The 16,576-nt window shown below is 75.2% G+C and carries 14 protein-coding genes; 7 read left to right on the top strand and 7 right to left on the bottom strand.

The annotated features are described in order from the left end of the window. Positions 1 to 76 precede the first annotated feature (76 nt). Both J0910_RS17060 and J0910_RS17055 read left to right on the top strand, forming a co-directional pair. Complete coding sequence (locus J0910_RS17060) at positions 77 to 520, top strand: SMI1/KNR4 family protein (RefSeq protein WP_420159513.1); 444 nt, start codon at positions 77 to 79, stop codon at positions 518 to 520. A 26-nt stretch (positions 521 to 546) separates the two neighbouring features. Further along, positions 547 to 948, top strand: a complete 402-nt coding sequence (locus J0910_RS17055) for a RidA family protein (RefSeq protein WP_420159512.1) — start codon at positions 547 to 549, stop codon at positions 946 to 948. 140 nt (positions 949 to 1,088) lie between these two features. On the opposite strand, the gene J0910_RS17050 is transcribed toward J0910_RS17055, so the two are convergent. Next, positions 1,089 to 2,051, bottom strand: a complete 963-nt coding sequence (locus tag J0910_RS17050; protein ID WP_420159511.1) for a DUF4429 domain-containing protein — start codon at positions 2,049 to 2,051, stop codon at positions 1,089 to 1,091. A gap of 161 nt (positions 2,052 to 2,212) precedes the next feature. On the opposite strand from J0910_RS17050, the gene def reads away from it, so the two are divergent. Continuing rightward, the gene (gene def / locus J0910_RS17045) at positions 2,213 to 2,896 is read left to right on the top strand and encodes a peptide deformylase (RefSeq protein ID WP_420159510.1); all 684 of its coding nucleotides are present in this window, start codon (positions 2,213 to 2,215) and stop codon (positions 2,894 to 2,896) included. A gap of 66 nt (positions 2,897 to 2,962) precedes the next feature. Here def and J0910_RS17040 read toward each other — a convergent pair whose 3' ends face one another. Then, positions 2,963 to 3,667 carry an ElyC/SanA/YdcF family protein gene (locus tag J0910_RS17040; protein ID WP_420159509.1) on the bottom strand — a complete coding sequence of 235 codons (705 nt, stop codon included), beginning with the start codon at positions 3,665 to 3,667 and terminating at the stop codon, positions 2,963 to 2,965. 248 nt (positions 3,668 to 3,915) lie between these two features. Here J0910_RS17040 and J0910_RS17035 point away from each other — a divergent pair, with 248 nt between their 5' ends. Together J0910_RS17035 and J0910_RS17030 are read left to right on the top strand one after the other, a co-directional pair. Beyond that, entirely contained in the window at positions 3,916 to 6,222 is a 2,307-nt protein-coding gene (locus J0910_RS17035; protein WP_420159508.1) for an ATP-binding cassette domain-containing protein, read from the top strand. A 282-nt stretch (positions 6,223 to 6,504) separates the two neighbouring features. Further along, positions 6,505 to 7,797 carry a pyroglutamyl peptidase gene (locus J0910_RS17030; RefSeq protein ID WP_420159507.1) on the top strand — a complete coding sequence of 431 codons (1,293 nt, stop codon included), beginning with the start codon at positions 6,505 to 6,507 and terminating at the stop codon, positions 7,795 to 7,797. A gap of 221 nt (positions 7,798 to 8,018) precedes the next feature. On the opposite strand, the gene J0910_RS17025 is transcribed toward J0910_RS17030, so the two are convergent. Both J0910_RS17025 and J0910_RS17020 read right to left on the bottom strand, forming a co-directional pair. Continuing rightward, entirely contained in the window at positions 8,019 to 8,783 is a 765-nt protein-coding gene (locus J0910_RS17025) for an SDR family NAD(P)-dependent oxidoreductase (RefSeq protein ID WP_420159506.1), read from the bottom strand. A gap of 26 nt (positions 8,784 to 8,809) precedes the next feature. Further along, a complete protein-coding gene (locus tag J0910_RS17020; RefSeq protein WP_420159505.1) occupies positions 8,810 to 12,160 on the bottom strand; it encodes an aminotransferase class I/II-fold pyridoxal phosphate-dependent enzyme in 3,351 nt (1,116 codons plus the stop codon). A 265-nt stretch (positions 12,161 to 12,425) separates the two neighbouring features. Between J0910_RS17020 and J0910_RS17015 the strand changes: the two genes are divergently transcribed. Further along, positions 12,426 to 13,811: a glutamine synthetase family protein gene (locus tag J0910_RS17015; protein WP_420159504.1), complete on the top strand. Its 1,386-nt coding sequence runs from the start codon at positions 12,426 to 12,428 to the stop codon at positions 13,809 to 13,811. Between the two features lie 112 nt (positions 13,812 to 13,923). Here the strand turns inward: J0910_RS17015 and J0910_RS17010 are convergent, their stop codons facing one another. Further along, positions 13,924 to 14,280 carry a winged helix-turn-helix transcriptional regulator gene (locus J0910_RS17010; protein ID WP_420159503.1) on the bottom strand — a complete coding sequence of 119 codons (357 nt, stop codon included), beginning with the start codon at positions 14,278 to 14,280 and terminating at the stop codon, positions 13,924 to 13,926. Positions 14,281 to 14,377: 97 nt separating this feature from the next. Between J0910_RS17010 and J0910_RS17005 the strand changes: the two genes are divergently transcribed. Then, positions 14,378 to 15,259, top strand: coding sequence for an NAD(P)-dependent oxidoreductase (locus tag J0910_RS17005; protein ID WP_420159502.1), 882 nt, complete (start codon positions 14,378 to 14,380; stop codon positions 15,257 to 15,259). 52 nt (positions 15,260 to 15,311) lie between these two features. On the opposite strand, the gene J0910_RS17000 is transcribed toward J0910_RS17005, so the two are convergent. Continuing rightward, complete coding sequence (locus J0910_RS17000) at positions 15,312 to 15,734, bottom strand: hypothetical protein (RefSeq protein ID WP_420159501.1); 423 nt, start codon at positions 15,732 to 15,734, stop codon at positions 15,312 to 15,314. Between the two features lie 218 nt (positions 15,735 to 15,952). Then, the gene (locus tag J0910_RS16995) at positions 15,953 to 16,456 is read right to left on the bottom strand and encodes a MarR family winged helix-turn-helix transcriptional regulator (protein ID WP_420159500.1); all 504 of its coding nucleotides are present in this window, start codon (positions 16,454 to 16,456) and stop codon (positions 15,953 to 15,955) included. Positions 16,457 to 16,576: the final 120 nt, after the last annotated feature.

Below are 16,576 nucleotides of genomic sequence, written 5' to 3'. Positions count from 1 at the left end.
CCGATCACGGGGCGATCGGGCGGGCGAATCGGGGGACTCGCCCCCGCCGGTTTCCCGCATCCCGGCCCGAGCTGTGATGATTCACCATGTGTGGCGAGAACTGATCGGTGAACTGTACCCGGAGGCGGAGCCGGTGCCGCCGGCCGACGAGGCCGTGCTGGCGGCGGTGGAGCGGGCGCTCTCCCTTCCGCTGCCCTTCGAGCTCGCCTCGCTGCTGCGGGAGGCCGACGGGGTCCGCAACGAGTACGGCGACGAGGTGGTCTGGTCCGCGCACCGGCTCATCGAGGACAACCTGGCGATGCGCGGCGAACCCGACTACGCCGAGCTGTACGCGCCCTTCGACGAGATGATCTTCTTCGGCGACAGCGACATGGGCCCGCAGTTCGCCTACGTGCACACCGACTACGGGCCGGGCATCGTGGTCTGGGACCACGAGACCGACCGGCGCCGGCTGGCGGCGGTCTCGCTCCGCGACTACCTGGTGCGCTGCTTCACGCAAGGAAATGGCTGGTACCGCTGACCCCGTTCCCGCTAAGGTCTCCGGCGATGAGTTCACATATTGAGATGATCCGCAAGGACGACCGGCTCACCGACCAGATCGACTACGCCTACGCGGCGGTCGTCAACGACCGCACCGTCTTCGCCGCCGGGGCCTGCCCGCTGGAGCTGGACGGCTCCACCACGGCCCCCGGCGACTTCGAGGCCCAGGCGCGCAAGTGCGTGGACAACCTCGTCCTCGCGCTGGACGCCGCCGGCGCCCGGCTTACCGACGTGGCCAAGTACACCGTCTACGTCGCCTCCTCCGACCAGGCCGACCTGGTCCGCGCCTGGGACGTGGTGCGCGGCGCCTTCGGCGACCACGACGCCCCGGCCACCCTGCTGGGCGTGGCGGCGCTCGGCTACGACGACCAGCTGGTCGAGATCGAGGCGGTCGCGGTCAAGGCCTGACCCCTCGCCGCGGCCCGCCCCCTCCGGGGCCGGGACGGCGAGCCGGAGAGTCCTGCGGGGCGGAGCGGGTCCGGAACCCGCTCCGTCCCGTTCCGCCCCCGCCGCGGAGGGGCGGTCGGAGGGGCCGGCCCTCCGGCGGTTCAGAGCCGCTCCAGCAGCTCCGCCTTCTTCGCGCTGAACTCCTCGTCGGTGAGGAGCCCCTCGGCGTGCAGCTCGCCCAGCTTGCGGATCCGGGCCATCACGATCCGGCTCTCCGGGTCGATGTCGTCGCCGGAGCCGTCCGCCCCGTCGTCCCCCTCGGGTCCGCCCCCGGCCCCGATCGCCGGGGCCTCCCCGCCGGAGGAGAGCGCCGCCGCGCCCTCGTCGGCCTCGGGCCGGCCGGAGCCGGCCGCCCACAGGTACGCGGTGACGGTGGCCGCCATCAGCAGCGCCTGCGCCTGCTCGCCCCCCTCCCCGAACAGCAGGCAGGACAGGTCCCGCTTGGCCGGAACCGGCTTCTTCGGCGGCGCCCCGCCCTCGGCCAGCACCCGCAGCACCCCGTAGTCCCAGCCGTCGGAGGGGTTCCACTCCACCTTGGCGATCCGCTCCAGCGGGAACTCCCTGCGCTGGGCGGACCGCTTCTCCTTGGTCGCCTCGCTGGTCCAGGAGAGGACCAGCGAGGAGCCGTCGAAGGCCGCGGTGCCCTCGTGCACCTGGATGTGCAGCGGCAGCGGGGCCACCAGCCGGGCCGGGGCGTCGGCCGGGGGCGCCCCCTGGGCGGCGGCCCGCTCGGCCAGCAGCCGCAGCTGGTCGGCGTGGTACTCGGCGACCAGCTCGGTCTTGGCGTCGCCGGACAGCAGGAAGGGGTCCTCTCCGGACATCGCGGCGCCCACCGCGGCGAAGGGGTCGGCCTGGCCGCGGATGCGCAGCCGCATCTCCCAGCCCTTCTTCTTCGCGCCGGTGCCGCGGGCGCGGAAATCGACCCCGGCCACGCTCCGCAGCGGAACCTCCGCGCGGGCCAGCGCCTTGTTCAGCGACGATGCCAACCAGCCGGTCGCATAGTCGATGACGACCTTCTCCTCGTCGAAGGTCCAGGTGCCCTGCTTGCCGCGCAATTTCTCCATTCCACGATGGTATTGCCGAACAAGTCGTCCGGCCGACCCCGGGAACGGCTTCCGATCCCGCCATGGTGACCTGCGCCTTTATGCTATTTTGCGAAGGTCTTCGCGCGCCCCTTCCGGCGCGCGCCCCCGCCTGCGGCCGAGTGGAAAAGAGCGAGCAGCGCATGTCCGAGCAGTCCAGCGCCGGAGACCCCGCCGAGCAGAGGGTCCGACTCCAGGGCGAACCGGTCGACGACTACCCCGAGATGGCGCCCGAGGCCGCCCGCGGCCGGGTCCGGCGGATCACGGTGGTCGGCGAGGACGTGCTGCACCGGGCCAATACCGACGTCCCCGCCGAGATGTTCGGCACCCCGGGGCTGTCCTCCCTCATCGACGACATGTTCCTCACCATGTACGCCGCCGAGGGCGTCGGCCTGGCCGGCAACCAGGTCGGCGAGGACCTGCGGCTGTTCGTCTACGACTGCCCCGACGACGACGGCATGCGCCACGTCGGCCACGTGGTCAACCCGGTGCTGGCCGAGCGGGACGAGGCCGTCCCGCTGGTGCTGGAGAACGAGGGCTGCCTGTCGGTGCCCGGCCCGCACGCCGAGCTGCCCCGCGCCGAGTACGCCAAGGTCACCGGGTTCGACAAGGACGGCGCCCCGGTCGAGATCGAGGGGACCGGCTACTTCGCCCGCTGCCTGCAGCACGAGACCGACCACACCTACGGCCGGCTCTACATCGACCGGCTCGCCGCGCGCCCGCGCAAGAAGGTCCTCAAGCAGATGAACGAGATGGCCAATGACGTCTTCGCGCGGCGCGAGGCCAACGCCGCCGCGCTGGCCGGCGCCGAGGCGGAGGCCGAGTAGCGCCCGCCCGTCCGGCACCGGGCCCCGGGGGCGCCGCCCCCGGGGCCCGGTGCCGGACGGGCGGGGTCAGCCCAGCGCGGGAGGCTCCCCCGGGACCAGGTGCTCGGTGAACCCGGCCCGCACCAGCCGGTCGTAGGCTTCGGCGACCCGGTCCGGCACGTGCACCGGCGCCGCCCAGCCGCGCCGCGGGTAGACCACCAGCCGCTGCAGGTCGCCGACGAGGAAGGAGACCAGCTCCTCGGCCCCGTACCGCTCGTCGGGGTAGCCCTCGTAGCCGCCGCCGAAGGCGCGGAACCGCCACTCCGCCCCGGGCCAGTGCACCGCCGCGGCGGCCAGCGCGCGCCGGGCCATGTAGGGCTTGGCGGTGGCCACCGCCGCGCGCACCCGCACGCCCTGCCGCGCGCACAGCTCGCGGGAGCAGGAGAAGTTCTCCCCGGTGTTGGTGGCCCGGGTCTCCAGCAGCACCGCCCGGTCGGGCAGCCCCGAGGCGTCGGCGAACACCTCGGCCTCGCGCCGCTCCCAGCGGGCGTGCCCGTGCCCGCCGCCGGTGCGCCGCCCGCGGTCGCCGCTGAACACCACCAGCGGCGCCGCGCCCTCGTGCCACAGCCGCGCGGCGTGCCCGGCGACCCGCAGGTCGTGGCTGCCCAGCGCCAGCACCACGTCGCCGCGGGCCGGCCCGCCCTCCCGGGCGGGGGCGGTGTGGAAGTCCCACAGCTCGCGCGCCCACGCGTGCACCTCGCCGCCGATCGGTACCGCCTCCACCGAGTCCATCCGGGGAGGATAGCGGCCGCGGGGACCTGCGTCGATACTCCTCCGGCGGTTTCCCCGCCCCTCCGGCCATCTCTTGTTTTCGCAGGTCAGAGCGAATGTGAACACGCCATTCGCGTTTGCCTTCCGGGGGATGCGCACCGAATATGGGTGTCCGCCCCGCGCTCTGCGGGGCCGTTCCCGATTCCCACCGGACAGGGCAGGCGACCCCTGCCCCGATGCGGCGTGCCCGCACGACGAGAGGAGCCCCAGTGGCAACGGCGACCGAGCGCTTCGGCGCGGCACCGCCGATCGTGATCGAAGGCGCCCGGGTGCACAACCTCCGGGACGTCTCCCTGGAGATCCCGAAGAACACCGTCACGGTCTTCACCGGTGTCTCCGGCTCGGGCAAGTCCTCCCTGGTCTTCGGCACCCTGGCGGTGGAGTCCAACCGCCAGCTCAACGAGACCTACCCGCTGCACATCCGCAACCTGCTGCCCCGGTACGAGAAGCCCGAGGCCGACCTGGTCGACAACCTCGCGGTGGCCATCGTCGTCGACCAGAGGCCGCCGGGCGGCAACTCCCGCTCCACCGTCGGCACCATGACCGACGTCCACCCGCTGCTGCGGCTGCTGTTCTCCCGGGCCGGGCACCCCTCGGCCGGCCCCTCCTCGGCCTACTCCTTCAACACCCCGGCGGGCATGTGCCCGCGGTGCGAGGGCATCGGCCGGGCGGTCGGCATCGACCACGCCTCCTTCTTCGACACCTCCAGGTCGCTCAACGGCGGCGCGGTGCTCTTCCCGCTGTTCGCGGAGAGCAGCGCCCTCCCCTACGAGCTGTACCGGCGCACCGGGCTGCTCGACCCGGACAAGCCGCTGCGCGACTACACCGACCGGGAGTGGGAGGACCTGCTGCGCGGCGGCCGGGACGGCACGGTCAAGATCGAGCTCACCGCCGAGGAGGGCGGGTTCACCCTCGGCTACGAGGGCCTGGAGGACCGGTTCCGCCGCCTCTACCTCAACCGCGACATCTCGGCGATGAGCAGGCGCACCCGGGAGGCGGTGCAGGCCGTCACCACCGAGGCGGTCTGCCCGGCCTGCGAGGGGAGCCGGCTCAACCCGGAGGCGCTGGCCACCCGGGTCGCCGGGCGCAGCATCGCCGAGATGTGCGCGATGGAGGCCGAGGACCTGGTCCCGGTGCTGGAGGAGGTGGACCACCCGCAGGGCGCCCCGATCGCCCGCGCGGCCGCGCGCAGCGTCCGCCGGCTCTGCGACATCGGCCTGGGCTACCTCAGCCTGGACCGGGAGGCGCCCACCCTGTCCGGCGGGGAGGCGCAGCGGATCAAGACGGTGCGCCACCTCGGGTCGGCGCTGACCGGGGTGACCTACGTCTTCGACGAGCCCAGCACCGGGCTGCACCCGCACGACGTGGGCCGGCTCAACCGGCTGCTGCTGCGGCTGCGCGACCGGGGCAACACGGTCCTGGTCGTCGAGCACGACCGGGACGTGATCGCGGTCGCCGACCACGTCGTCGACATGGGGCCGGGCGCCGGGAGCCGCGGCGGCCGGGTCGTCTACCAGGGCGGGGTGGAGGGGCTGCGCGCCGCCGACACCCGCACCGGGCGGTGCCTGCGCCGCCGCACCGGCCTGAAGGAGAAGGTGCGCACCCCCACCGGGGCGCTGGAGGTGGACGGCGCCGACCTGCACAACCTCCGCGGCGTCTCGGTGCGCGTGCCCACCGGGGTGCTCACCGTGGTCACCGGCGTCGCCGGGTCGGGCAAGAGCACCCTGATCGGCCGGGTCCTGGTGGAGCGGCACCCCGGAGCGGTCGTGGTGGACCAGTCCGCGGTGAGCGCCTCCTCGCGCTCCACCCCCGCCTCCTACCTGGGCGTGATGGACGTGATCCGCAAGCGCTTCGCCGAGGAGAGCGGCGCCGAGCCGGGCCTGTTCTCCTTCAACTCCAAGGGCGCCTGCAAGGCCTGCGGCGGGCGCGGCGAGACCGTCACCGAGATGGCGATGATGGACCCGGTCACCACGGTGTGCGAGGAGTGCGGCGGCTCCCGCTTCGCCGCCGCCGTGCTGGAGCACCGGCTGCGCGGGAGGAACGTGACCGAGGTGCTGGCGATGACCGCCGAGGAGGCCCGCGCCTTCTTCACCGGGCGCGGCGAGCGCAAGGTCGCCCGCGCCATGGAGCGGCTGGAGGAGGTCGGCCTGGGCTATCTGACCCTGGGCCAGGAGCTGAGCAGCCTCTCCGGCGGCGAGCGGCAGCGCCTCAAGCTCGCCACCCGGCTGGGCGGGACCGGCGCCGTCTACGTGATGGACGAGCCCACCACCGGCCTGCACATGGCCGACGTGGAGGTGCTGCTGGGGCTGCTGGACCGGATGGTCGACGCGGGCGACACCGTCGTCCTGGTCGAGCACGACCTGGACGTGCTCAAGCGCGCCGACCACGTGATCGACATGGGCCCGGGCGGCGGCCGGCACGGCGGCCGGGTGCTGTACGAGGGAACCCCGGCCGGGCTGCTCGGCCACCCGGAATCGGTCACCGCCGAACACCTCCGCCGCGACCTGGAGGCCTGACCGGCCCGCTGAGGCGGCCCCGGGCGCCCGCCGCCCGGGGCCGCCCCCTCGCCGGACCGGTCGCAGGGGCGGGGGTCCTCCGGAGCCCCGGCGCCCTCCACCGCCGATGCCCGGAGGCGGAGCGGGCGGGAGCCCGGCCCCGCCGCCCGGCGCCCCGGGCGGCCGTTTCCCGCGATGCGCGCGGACCGCCCGCCGCAGGGCTCTGGTGCGGACCGTGCGGAAGCTGCTACCTTCTGCTCCGAATTTTGTTGAACAAATCACTTGTATGGAGTTGGAGGCGGTTTGCCCGTCCGGAAACCGGCCCCCCGCGTCGCGGCGGCCGCACTCGTCCTCGCCCCCGCTCTGGCCCTCGCCGCCCCGGCGCACGCCGCACCCGGCGGAGAACCGGACTGCCTGGCGGCCGGCGGCGCCACCGTCGAAGAGGAGCGCCTCGCCGAGGAGGTCCCCCAGGAGATCCTGCGCCGCTCCGGCTTCGCCGACCGCGCCGGCGACTTCGCCCGCGCGCTGTGCGCCGCCCCGGACGAGGAGGCGGCCCGGACCGCGGTCCGGGTGCACGGCGAGCGGCTCTGGCGCGACGCGGTGCACCGGGTGCGGTCCGGGTCGGCGGCCGAAGGGGAGCTGAGCGCCGGGGACGACCGCCCGCTGTACTGGGCCCGGCTCGGCATGACCTCGGCGCTGCGCCGCTGGGAGCCCTCCTTCGACCTCCCCGCCGAGGAGCGCGCCGGACTCCTCGCCGAACTGGAGCGCCGCTCCCGCGGCCAGTCCGGCATGGACTTCGGCGCCGGCGAGGACGTGCTGCGGGTGGTGGTCACCGGCTTCGACCCGTTCCGGCTGGACGGCGACATCCGCCAGGCCAACCCCTCCGGCGCGGCCGCCCTGGCCCTGGACGGCGCGGTGCTGGAGACCGCCGACGGCCGGACGGCGGTGGTGCAGGCCGCGATGTTCCCGGTGCGCTGGCGCGACTTCACCGGCGGCATGGTGGAGCGGGCGCTGGCGCCGCACTACACCGGGGACCGCCCGGCCGACGCGGTGATCACCGTCAGCCAGGGCCGGGAGGGCCGGTTCGACCTGGAGGCGCACAACGGCGCCTGGCGGGGCGGGTCCGACGACAACGAGTCGACCGGCACCGCCGAGACGGTGCCGATCCCCGAGGGGTTCCCCACCGTCACCCCGCAGCCGCAGTGGTCCGACTCCACCCTGGACCGCCCGGCGATCATCGAGGCGGTCTCCGGCGAGCCCTTCCCGGTGGTGGACAACACCGAGGTCACCGAGATCCCGGCGGGGGAGACCGAGCCGGTGGTCCGCCCGGACGGGCCCACCCCCGGCTCCGAGGCCCGCGCGGGCGGCGGCGGGGACTACCTGTCCAACGAGATCGCCTACCGCAACACCCTGCTGCGCGACGCCACCGGCCTGGACGTCCCCGCCGGGCACGTGCACACCCCGATCCTGCACCTGGGCGGGGGCGCCGGGGTCACCGACCCGGCCTTCGAGCGGGACCGCGCCGCCATCGTCGCCCAGGTGGAGGCGATCGTCGCGGCCGCACTCGGCACGGAAGGGGAGGAACGGGACGGCTGATCCGGCCCCGCCTCCCCGCGACTCCCGCGGCGGGGTCCCCCGTCCGGACCCCGCCGCGGGCCGGCTCCTCCGCCCCGGCCGGGCCGGAGCCGGCGGAGACCCCCTCCTTCCCCGGCCTTCTCCGGGCCGGGCGGGCGGCTTCGACGGCCGGGGGCCCGGGCGCGGACGTTCCGCAGCGCGGCCGCCGGACGGGGCCCCGGCCCCCCCGGGGCCGCCGCGGTTCACAGCGCGCCGGTGAGGCCGCCCGCGTCCACGGTCAGGGCGGCTCCGCTGATGTAGCCGGACTTCTCCGACAGCAGGAAGACGACGGACTCCGCGACCTCCCGCGGGGTGCCGATCCGGGCGCCCGGGTTCTTCCGGCGCAGGTCGGACAGGAGCTCCTCGCGCATGCCGCCGAGCATGGGGGTGTCGATGACGCCGGGGCACACGGCGTTGACGCGGACGCCGTGCGGAGCGTACTCCACGGCCAGGGAGCGGGAGAGCCCGATGAGGGCGTGCTTGCTCGCGGTGTAGGAGGCGGACATGCTGTCGGCCGAGCGCAGTCCGGCCACCGAGGAGCAGTTGACGATCGACCCGGACCCCTGGGCGGCCATGATCGCCAGTTCCCCGCGCAGGCTGCGCCAGGCCCCCTTGAGGTTGACCTCCACCACGCGGTCGAAGCCCCGCTCATCGGCCTCGTGGAAGGGGACGCCGCGCAGCGGGCCGTCGCCGCCGGCCACCCCCGCCGCGTTGAAGGCCCCGCACAGGTCGCCGGGCAGGGCGCGGACCCGCTCGAACAGCGCGTCCATGTCGCCCTGCCGGGTGACGTCGGCCCGCACGAACACGGTTCGGCCGCGCTCCCGGGGCTCCAGGGAGGCGGCCAGCTCCGCCGCCGCCTCCGCACTGCGGCCGCTGAAGACGACCGCGGCCCCCTCGAGGCCGGCCAGCAGCCGGACGGTCTCCGCCCCGATACCGGACGTCCCGCCGACGACCAGGTACTTCCTCACCGGTGCGCTCCCTTCGGGACGGGCGGTCATGTCCGGGCCCCGACGGCGCGGGCGACCCGCTCGGCCAGGCCCGGCAGCGCCTCCCGGTCGTGCACGGCGCTCACGGTGGTGCGCACCGCGTTGACGGCGCCGGGCGACGCCGAGGCGATCGGCAGGGCGTAGACGCCGGCGGACAGCAGCGCGGCATGGGCCCGCCCGACCTCGGCGGGCCCCGGAAGCAGCAGCGGTACGATCCCCGCCTGCGCGCCGCCGATGTCCAGCCCGGCCCCGCGCAGCGACTCCCGCCAGGTCCGGGCGTTGGCCTGGAGCCTTCCGGCGAGCGCGGCGCCCTCACCGATCAGGGCGCGGGCGGCGCGGTGCGCGGTGAACGCGTGGATCGGGGCGAGGCCGGTGGAGTACACGGCGCCCCGCCGGGCCGGCAGCCGGTCGAGGACCTCCCGGGGGCCGGTGAGGTAGCCGCCGCTGGAGCCCAGCGCCTTGGCCAGGGTGCCGGTGCGCACCAGCCGCCCGGGGTCCGGCTCGCCGAAGTGCTCGGCCGCGCCGCGGCCGGTCGGACCGAGCTGGCCGAGTGAGCCGGCCTCGTCGACCAGGAGCAGGCAGCCGTGGCGCTCGGCCGCCCCGCGCAGCGCGGGCAGATCGGCGATGTCGCCCCCCACGCCGAACAGCCCTTCGGTGACGGCGATCCGGCGCCGGGCGGGGGCCGCGGTGTCGAGCAGCTTCTCCAGGTGGCCGGGGTCGTTGTGGCCGAAGAAGTCGACCCGGGCGCCGCTGAGGACGCACCCGTCCACCAGCGAGCGGTGCGCCCGCTCGTCGACGAACAGGTGGTCGCCGGGGCCCGCCAGGCCGGCCAGCGCCGTGGTGTTGGCGAGGTAGGCCGAGCTGAAGAGCAGGGCGGCCTCGGTTCCGTGCAGCTCGCACACGGCCTCGGCCAGCCTCTGGTGCCAGGCGGTGTGCGCGTTCACCTCGGCGGAGCCGTGGGAGTGCAGCGGCAGGCCGGCGGCCAGGAACTCCTCCAGGGCCGCGCGGTCGGAGCCGCGCCCGCCCAGGCCGAGGTAGTCGTTGGAGCAGCAGTGGACGAGGACGCGGTCGCCGAAGGCGATCTCGGTGCCGGAGACGCGGGTGACCGGCCCGAGCCCGTCCGGCGCCGCCGCGAGGGGCGGTCCGGCGGGCGGTTCCTCCTCCGGGAGGGGCGGGCGCCCGGACAGCGCGGAGCGCACCTCCCCCAGGTTCATCCCCGGGTGCAGCCCCAGCCCGCGCCGCTCCGCGGACCCGCCGGTGAGCAGGGCGACGAGGGACAGGAAGCGCAGCGAGTCGATGCCGAGATCGCGGAGGGGGACGTCCTCCGGGGGAGCGGCGGTGCCGGTGTGCCGGAGGATGAACTCGGCGGCGCCGTCCATGCCGGGCCCGGCCGCCTCTCTCCCGGCCGCGCCCCCTCCGGCGGCGCGCAGGCGGGCCTCGCGCCGCAGCGCCTCCTGGTCGATCTTGCCGTTCGCGGTCAGCGGCAGGGCGCGGTACGTGGCGATGTGCTGGGGGACCGCGTAGTAGGGGAGGCGGTCGGCGAGGAAGGAGCGGAAACCGGCCGGGGAGAACTCCACCGCGGCATCGGCGGGGACGACGAAGGAGACCAGCGTGGGCAGGCCGTCGACGTCGACGGCCACCGTCGCCGCGTCCGCCGCCTGCGGGTGCGCCCGGCAGGCGGAGCTCACCTCGGTCGTCTCCACCCGGTGCCCGGAGATCTTGACCTGGCCGTCGATCCGGCCGGCGCCGATCACGCCCGCCCCCGGCGCGGCGTAGCCCAGGTCCCCGGTCAGGTAAGCGCGGCGGGACACGCCCGGCAGGCGGTCGACGAAGGGGCCGCGGCCCGGCCCGGGGTTGAGGTAGCCCAGCGCCAGCTGCTCGCTGACCAGCGCGACCTCGCCGGTCTCGTAGGGGAGGCAGGGGGCGCCGCCGGGTCCGACCACCAGGATCCCGGTGTCCTTCATCCCCCGCCCGAGGGGGACCACCGGGGGCAGCGCCGCGATCTCTCCGGCCGTCCCCGGGACCTCGAAGTAGGCGACGGCGCGCTGGGTCTCGGTGGCGCCGTACAGGTTGAGGATGCGGGCGGCCGGCGCCGCGCGGCGCAGCAGCAGGGCCTGGTCCCGGGCGAGCGGGGCGCCGACGGAGAGGAGCAGCCGCAGCTCGGGCAGGCCGCCGCCGTCCCGGTCCAGGGCCGGGGCGAGGACCGGGTTGAGGCACACCGCCTCGACGCGCTCCCGCCGCAGCCACGCGGCGAGCCCCGCCGGGTCGTCCATCACCTCCTCCCCGGGGACGGAGATCGAGCCGCCGAGGAAGAGCGGTGTCATCACGTCCCGCTGCAGCGGGTCGTGGCCGAGGCTGGAGCACATGCCGAAGCGGGCGCCGGACAGCGGCCCGAAGCGCTCGTCCATCCAGTCGTAGAAGTGGGTGAGGGAGCCGTAGCGGCCCGCCACCGCCTTGGGGGCTCCGGTGGTGCCGGAGGTGAAGGTGACGACGGCGCAGTCGTCGGGGCCGAGCGCCTCGCCCGCCCACGGGCCGGAAGGCGGAGGGCCCTCCTCCGCCGCGGCGACCGCCTCCGCCCCCATGGCCGGGAGGGCGGCCGGTGTCCCTCCGCGCCCGGCGAGGTCGATGACGAGGTCCGGGCCGAGGGCGTCCGCGCAGGCCCCGAGGTGCCGGTCGGGGTGGCGGGGGTCGACGAGCGCGATCGCCGCACCGCTGCGGAGGGCGGCCAGCACGACCGCAGCCAGGTGCTCGTCGCGGCGGGGGACGACCAGGACGCGCGACCCCCTGCCCAGCCCGCGCTCGCGGAGGGCGGCGGAGAGCGAGGCGGCCCGCCGGGCCAGGGCCCCGTAGGACACGGTCGACCCGGCGGTGCGCACCGCCGGCCGGTCGGGATGGAGCCGGGACAGCCGCTCGAAGCGGCCGACGAGGCCCTCCGCCGGCCTCCCCCCGGCCGGCGGCCCCGGGGCGGGAGGGCCGGCGAAGGCCCTCCGCAGCTCCGCCTCGCGCCGCGCCGGGTCCGCCGCCTCGGACCCGGGCGGGCCGGCCAGTGCGCGCACGGCCCTCTCCACGACGCCGCCGAGCCCGCTCAGGGCCCCCTCCGCCCGGGGGACGCGCACCTCGACCCGGGCCCCCTCGCCCTCGGAGGCGACCACGACCGCGGTCCGCGGGGCGGGCCGGCCCGCGAGCGCCCCGGGGGCGCGGTCGGCGTCGACGATCGCGTGCACGGGGCCGGGCGGCAGGCCGCCGTCGGCTCCGAGGAGCACCGCCTCGCCGGGGAAGGCGCCGTCGAGCAGCGCGTGGAGGTCGCGGACGGCGCGCAGCACCTGCTCCTTGCCCGATCCCACCGAGAAGCGGTGCACGCGGACGGCGTCCCCCGGCCGCGGAGGGCCCCCGATCAGGCGGCCGTCCGGGTCCGGCGGCCGTGCACCGGGACGGTTCCGGATATCGAATTCCGGAAAAGAGCACTCGTGTCGCAACCGCTGCCCCCTCGATGATTCGGACCATTCACGACTTTCGGGAATCCCCCGTCAGATCTGCCCCTGCGGCCCCGTTCGTACCTCACTGGAAAGGGAAGAAGTATCTTGCCACCGCGCCCGCCGACCTTCCTGCGAGGTGAAGAACCAGATGTCAGACGGACCGGCCCTTCTGGGCGAGCACCGGAAACTGAACGCCGATTCCGCACTCGTGAAAGAGATCGAGGAGCGCGTTCGCGAATCCGGCGTCGAATACGTGCATTACCAGACGGTGACGATCAGCGGAAGGGTCGTCGGGAAGACCGTTCCGGCGCGCCACTTGAGGCGCGGTCTGGAAGAGGGCGTGCGGATGATCCGGCTCGTCCTCGCGGATATGCGCACCGACCGTTCGGGGAACCCCATCGGCGGGGGAGTGAACGCGACGGAGTTCGTCGCGATGCCCGACCCGGACACCTTCGCCGTGCTGCCCTGGGACCCCGGTTCGGCCCGCTTCCTCTGCCGCCTGTACGAGCCGGAGCAGGGCCCGGAGGAGACCGCCGGGCGGCCGCTGCCCGCCGACGCCCGGGGCGGCCTGATGCGCCTGCACGGCGCGTTCACCCAGCGCACCGGCCTGGAGATGCGGACCGGCTGCGAACCGGAGTCCACCTGGACCGGCCCGGGGGCGGAGGCCGCCGAGGGGCACCGCGTCTCCCCGGCGTTCCACGCCGACTCCCTGGACCGCCTGCGCCCGGTCTACCGGCGCATCGTCGCCTACGGCCAGGCGATGGGGCTGGACATGGTCGAGGGCGGGCACGAGGGGGACGACGGCCAGCTGGAGATGAACTGGGCCCACGACCGCGCCGAACGCACCGCGGACCGGCTGATCGACTACCGCCGGATCTGCCGGCAGGTCGCCCGCGAACTCGGCATGGACGTCACCCTCATGCCCAAACCGCCCGGCACCGGGCTGGGGAACGGCTGCCACCACAACGTCAGCCTGTGGCGGGGGGAGGAGAACGCCTTCACCGACCCGGCGGCGGACCGCCTGCACCTGACCGGGACCGGCCGGCACGCCCTCGGGGGGCTCCTGCGGCACGCGGCGGCGATGGCGGCGGTGCTGTGCCCCACGGTCAACTCCTACAAGCGCCTCCTGCACGGGAGCGACTTCACCCCGTCGCGGATCGACTGGGGGCGCGAGACGAAGAGCTGCGCGGTCCGCCTCCCGGCCAACGGCCGGCTCGAATTCCGGCTCCCCGACGCCCTGGCCAACCCCTATCTCTCCCACGCGGTCCTGCTCTCCGCGATGGAGGACGGAATCCGCTCGCGCATCGACCCCGGACCGCCCAAGGGGGAAGGCGGAAACGCGGTGCCTTTTCCGGCCCTGCCGGGCGACCTCGGCCGGGCACTGGAACTGTTCGCCGCCGATCCGGTCGTCACCGCCGCCCTCGGAACCGGACTGGCCGACCTGTTCCTCGAAATGAAGACCGCCGAATGGTCCCGGTTCCGCGCGGCCGTCACCGACTGGGAGAGCGCCGAATACCGCGACGCGGTCTGCTGAGGAGGCCGCCGCCCGGATTCCGCGCCCATTCCCGGTACCGGGGCATCGGGGGGAGGGGCGGGCCCCGGGAAAAGCGGGAGGCCCGCCCCGCGGACGGGCCGGGCCGTGCTAGCTAGCCCAGCGCCTGCTCGTATCCGGGGGCGCGGCCGAGGACGTGCTCGCTGCCCCAGGCGCCCAGCGGCTCCAGGGCCCGGTTGAGGGAGCGGCCCCGCTCGGTCAGCGAGTACTCGACGCGGGGCGGCACCTCGTCGTAGGACTCGCGGTGCACGATGCCGTCCTCCTCCAGTTCGCGGAGGTGGGCGGCGAGCACCTTCTCGGTCACCCCGGTCAGCTCGCGGCGGAGTTCGCCGAAGCGGCGCGGGCGCTCGTCCAGCGCCCACAGCACGAGCACCTTCCACTTGCCGCCGATCACGTCCACCGCGGCGTCGATGCCGCAGTGGTACGCCCCGGGCCTGCGCATCGCGCCCATCCCGCCACCCCTCCCACCTGTTCGCTCACCCCGGGGTAACCACCCACTTCAAAGTGCGTACTTGTCCGCCCCGGAGCGCGCCGCCAGCCTAATCCACATGGACACGAACCGAACCTCCAAGCCCCATGTCTCCCTTCTCGGACTCGGCGCGATGGGCACCGCGCTCGCCAAGACCTGGCTGGCCGCCGGGCACCCGGTGACCGTGTGGAACAGGACCGCCGCCCGCGCCGAGCCGCTCGCCGCGGAAGGCGCCCGGATCGCCGCGACGGCGGCCGAGGCCGCCGCGGCGGGCCGCCTGGTCGTCACCTGCCTGCTGGACGACGCCTCGGTCGGCGAGGCGCTGGCCGCCGCCGACCTGGCCGGCAAGGACCTGGTGGACCTCACCACCGGCGACCCGGAGCAGGCCCGCGCCCGCGAGGCGTGGGCGCACGCCCGCGGCGCCCGGTTCCTCAGCGGCGGCATCATGGCCACCCCGCCGATGATCGGTGTCCCCGACTCCGGCGGCTACGTCTTCTACAGCGGCTCGGAGGAGGTGCTCGCCGAGCACCGGGAGACGCTCGCGGTCCCGGCCGGCACCACTTACGCCGGCACCGACGCCGGTGCGGCGGCCCTGTACGACGTCGCCCTGCTCAGTGCGATGAACGGGATGTCCGCCGGGATCACCCACGCCTTCGCGCTGGTCCGCGAGGCCGAGATGCCGCTCAAGGACTTCGCGGTCCTGCTCACCGACTGGCTGACCGCGATCGCGCCGGCCGGCCACGGCACCGCCGAGCAGCTGGAGAGCGGCGTCCACGACACCAACGTCGCCTCCAACCTCGCCATGCAGGTGACGGCCAACGCCACCCTGCTCCGCACCGCCGGGCAGCAGGGCGTCGACCCGGTGCTGATCGCCCCCTACCTGGACCTGATGGCCCGCCACGTCGCCGAGGGCCACGGCGACGAGGACGGCACCGGCATGGTCGACATGCTGCGCCGGTAGGCGGAGCGCGGCCTCCCGCACCGCCCGCCGCCGCCCCCTCGGGGGCGCCGGGTCACTCGTCCGGCCCCACGACCAGGGGTGACAGGGCGTACTCGGGGTGCCCGGTCAGGATGGGGGTGCGGGCCCAGGCGGCGGTGGCCCGGTCGAAGCAGAGCACCATCAGGGCGGTGTCGCACTCCAGCCGGGCACGGACCGTCGAGTGGTAGACCGGCCAGGAGGAGCGCTTGTGCTCGCCCGGGGAGCGCTGCACCTCCACCACGGCGGCGAGCACGTCGCGCCCGGCGGCGTCGGTGAAGCAGGCCACGGCGTCGCCGCGGTACCCCTTCGGGGACAGGTCGGCGCAGTCGCCCGAGGCGGTGCGGCTGCTCCGGTGCCCGGGGACCTTGACGCCGAGGGACTCCTCGAGGAGGACGGCGGCCACGGCCGGGTCGTCGCGGACGGGCTCCAGGGGGAGCTCGTGCTCTGCGGTCGGCATACCGGGGATGCCAGGGGCGCCGGGGGCGGCGCGCCCCCGGCTTTCCCCGTTCTCCCCGCCCGTCCTCGTTGATCTTGGAGTTGCGGGGGTATCAGGGCGCCCTGATACCCCCGCAACTCCAAGATCAACGAGGACGGGCGGTGCCGGGCCCCGGACCGCCGCTTCCCCCGGCCCGCGCCCGGACACTCCGGGCGGCCGCTCGCACACCCGACGGTCTCTCAGCCGCGGGCGGCCTCCGGGGCCGCCGGGGCGGGGGAGCGCAGCCGCCGGATCTCGGCGGCGGTGCCCTCCTCGAGGGCCCGGACGAAGGCCAGCAGGTCGGCGAGGCGCTCCTGGTCGAGGCCGGCGAGCTCCCCGCGGGTGCGGGCGATGAGGCCGGCGTAGGCGGCGTGGACCCGGTCCAGGCCCTCGGGGGTGGGCTCGATGAGCACCCGCCGCCGGTCGCCGGGGTCGGGGACGCGGCGGACGCAGCCCGCCGCGACGAGCCGGTCGATCATCCGCGAGGCCGAGCCGGTGGTCAGGTTGACGTACTCGGCCAGCACGCCGGGCGTGGTCGGGCCGCGCCGGCCCAGCACGTGCAGGCACTGCACGTCGGTCTCGGTGACGCCGAGCATCCCGGCGACGATGCCGTTGATCTGCACGGACAATATCGCCCAGGCGGGTATCGCGTCCCTGGTGAGCTCGGTGATCAGCGCTTCCCGGTCCTCCGCCGCCCGATTCATCGCGGCCCCTCTCTCGGTTCGTACCGCTGCGTCGCGCAGCGGATTCCATGATACTTTCACTGTGTCGCGCAGTTGCTGTGCGACGCAGTCTTTTCGTGCCGCTCCAGCGGCGAGCGCCCC

The organism is Nocardiopsis oceanisediminis (assembly GCF_048595525.1).
GTDB lineage: Bacteria > Actinomycetota > Actinomycetes > Streptosporangiales > Streptosporangiaceae > Nocardiopsis_A > Nocardiopsis_A oceanisediminis.
This window is presented reverse-complemented; position numbering and strand designations above follow the sequence as displayed.

What these genes read in the sequence shown, in the direction of transcription:
- J0910_RS17060 (WP_420159513.1), top strand. Translation starts at nt 77, where the DNA reads ATGATTCACCATGTGTGGCGAGAACTGATCGGTGAACTGTACCCGGAG.
- J0910_RS17055 (WP_420159512.1), top strand. Translation starts at nt 547, where the DNA reads ATGAGTTCACATATTGAGATGATCCGCAAGGACGACCGGCTCACCGAC.
- J0910_RS17050 (WP_420159511.1), bottom strand. Translation starts at nt 2,051, where the DNA reads ATGGAGAAATTGCGCGGCAAGCAGGGCACCTGGACCTTCGACGAGGAG.
- def (WP_420159510.1), top strand. Translation starts at nt 2,213, where the DNA reads ATGTCCGAGCAGTCCAGCGCCGGAGACCCCGCCGAGCAGAGGGTCCGA.
- J0910_RS17040 (WP_420159509.1), bottom strand. Translation starts at nt 3,667, where the DNA reads ATGGACTCGGTGGAGGCGGTACCGATCGGCGGCGAGGTGCACGCGTGG.
- J0910_RS17015 (WP_420159504.1), top strand. Translation starts at nt 12,426, where the DNA reads ATGTCAGACGGACCGGCCCTTCTGGGCGAGCACCGGAAACTGAACGCC.
- J0910_RS17010 (WP_420159503.1), bottom strand. Translation starts at nt 14,280, where the DNA reads ATGGGCGCGATGCGCAGGCCCGGGGCGTACCACTGCGGCATCGACGCC.
- J0910_RS17005 (WP_420159502.1), top strand. Translation starts at nt 14,378, where the DNA reads ATGGACACGAACCGAACCTCCAAGCCCCATGTCTCCCTTCTCGGACTC.
- J0910_RS17000 (WP_420159501.1), bottom strand. Translation starts at nt 15,734, where the DNA reads ATGCCGACCGCAGAGCACGAGCTCCCCCTGGAGCCCGTCCGCGACGAC.
- J0910_RS16995 (WP_420159500.1), bottom strand. Translation starts at nt 16,456, where the DNA reads ATGAATCGGGCGGCGGAGGACCGGGAAGCGCTGATCACCGAGCTCACC.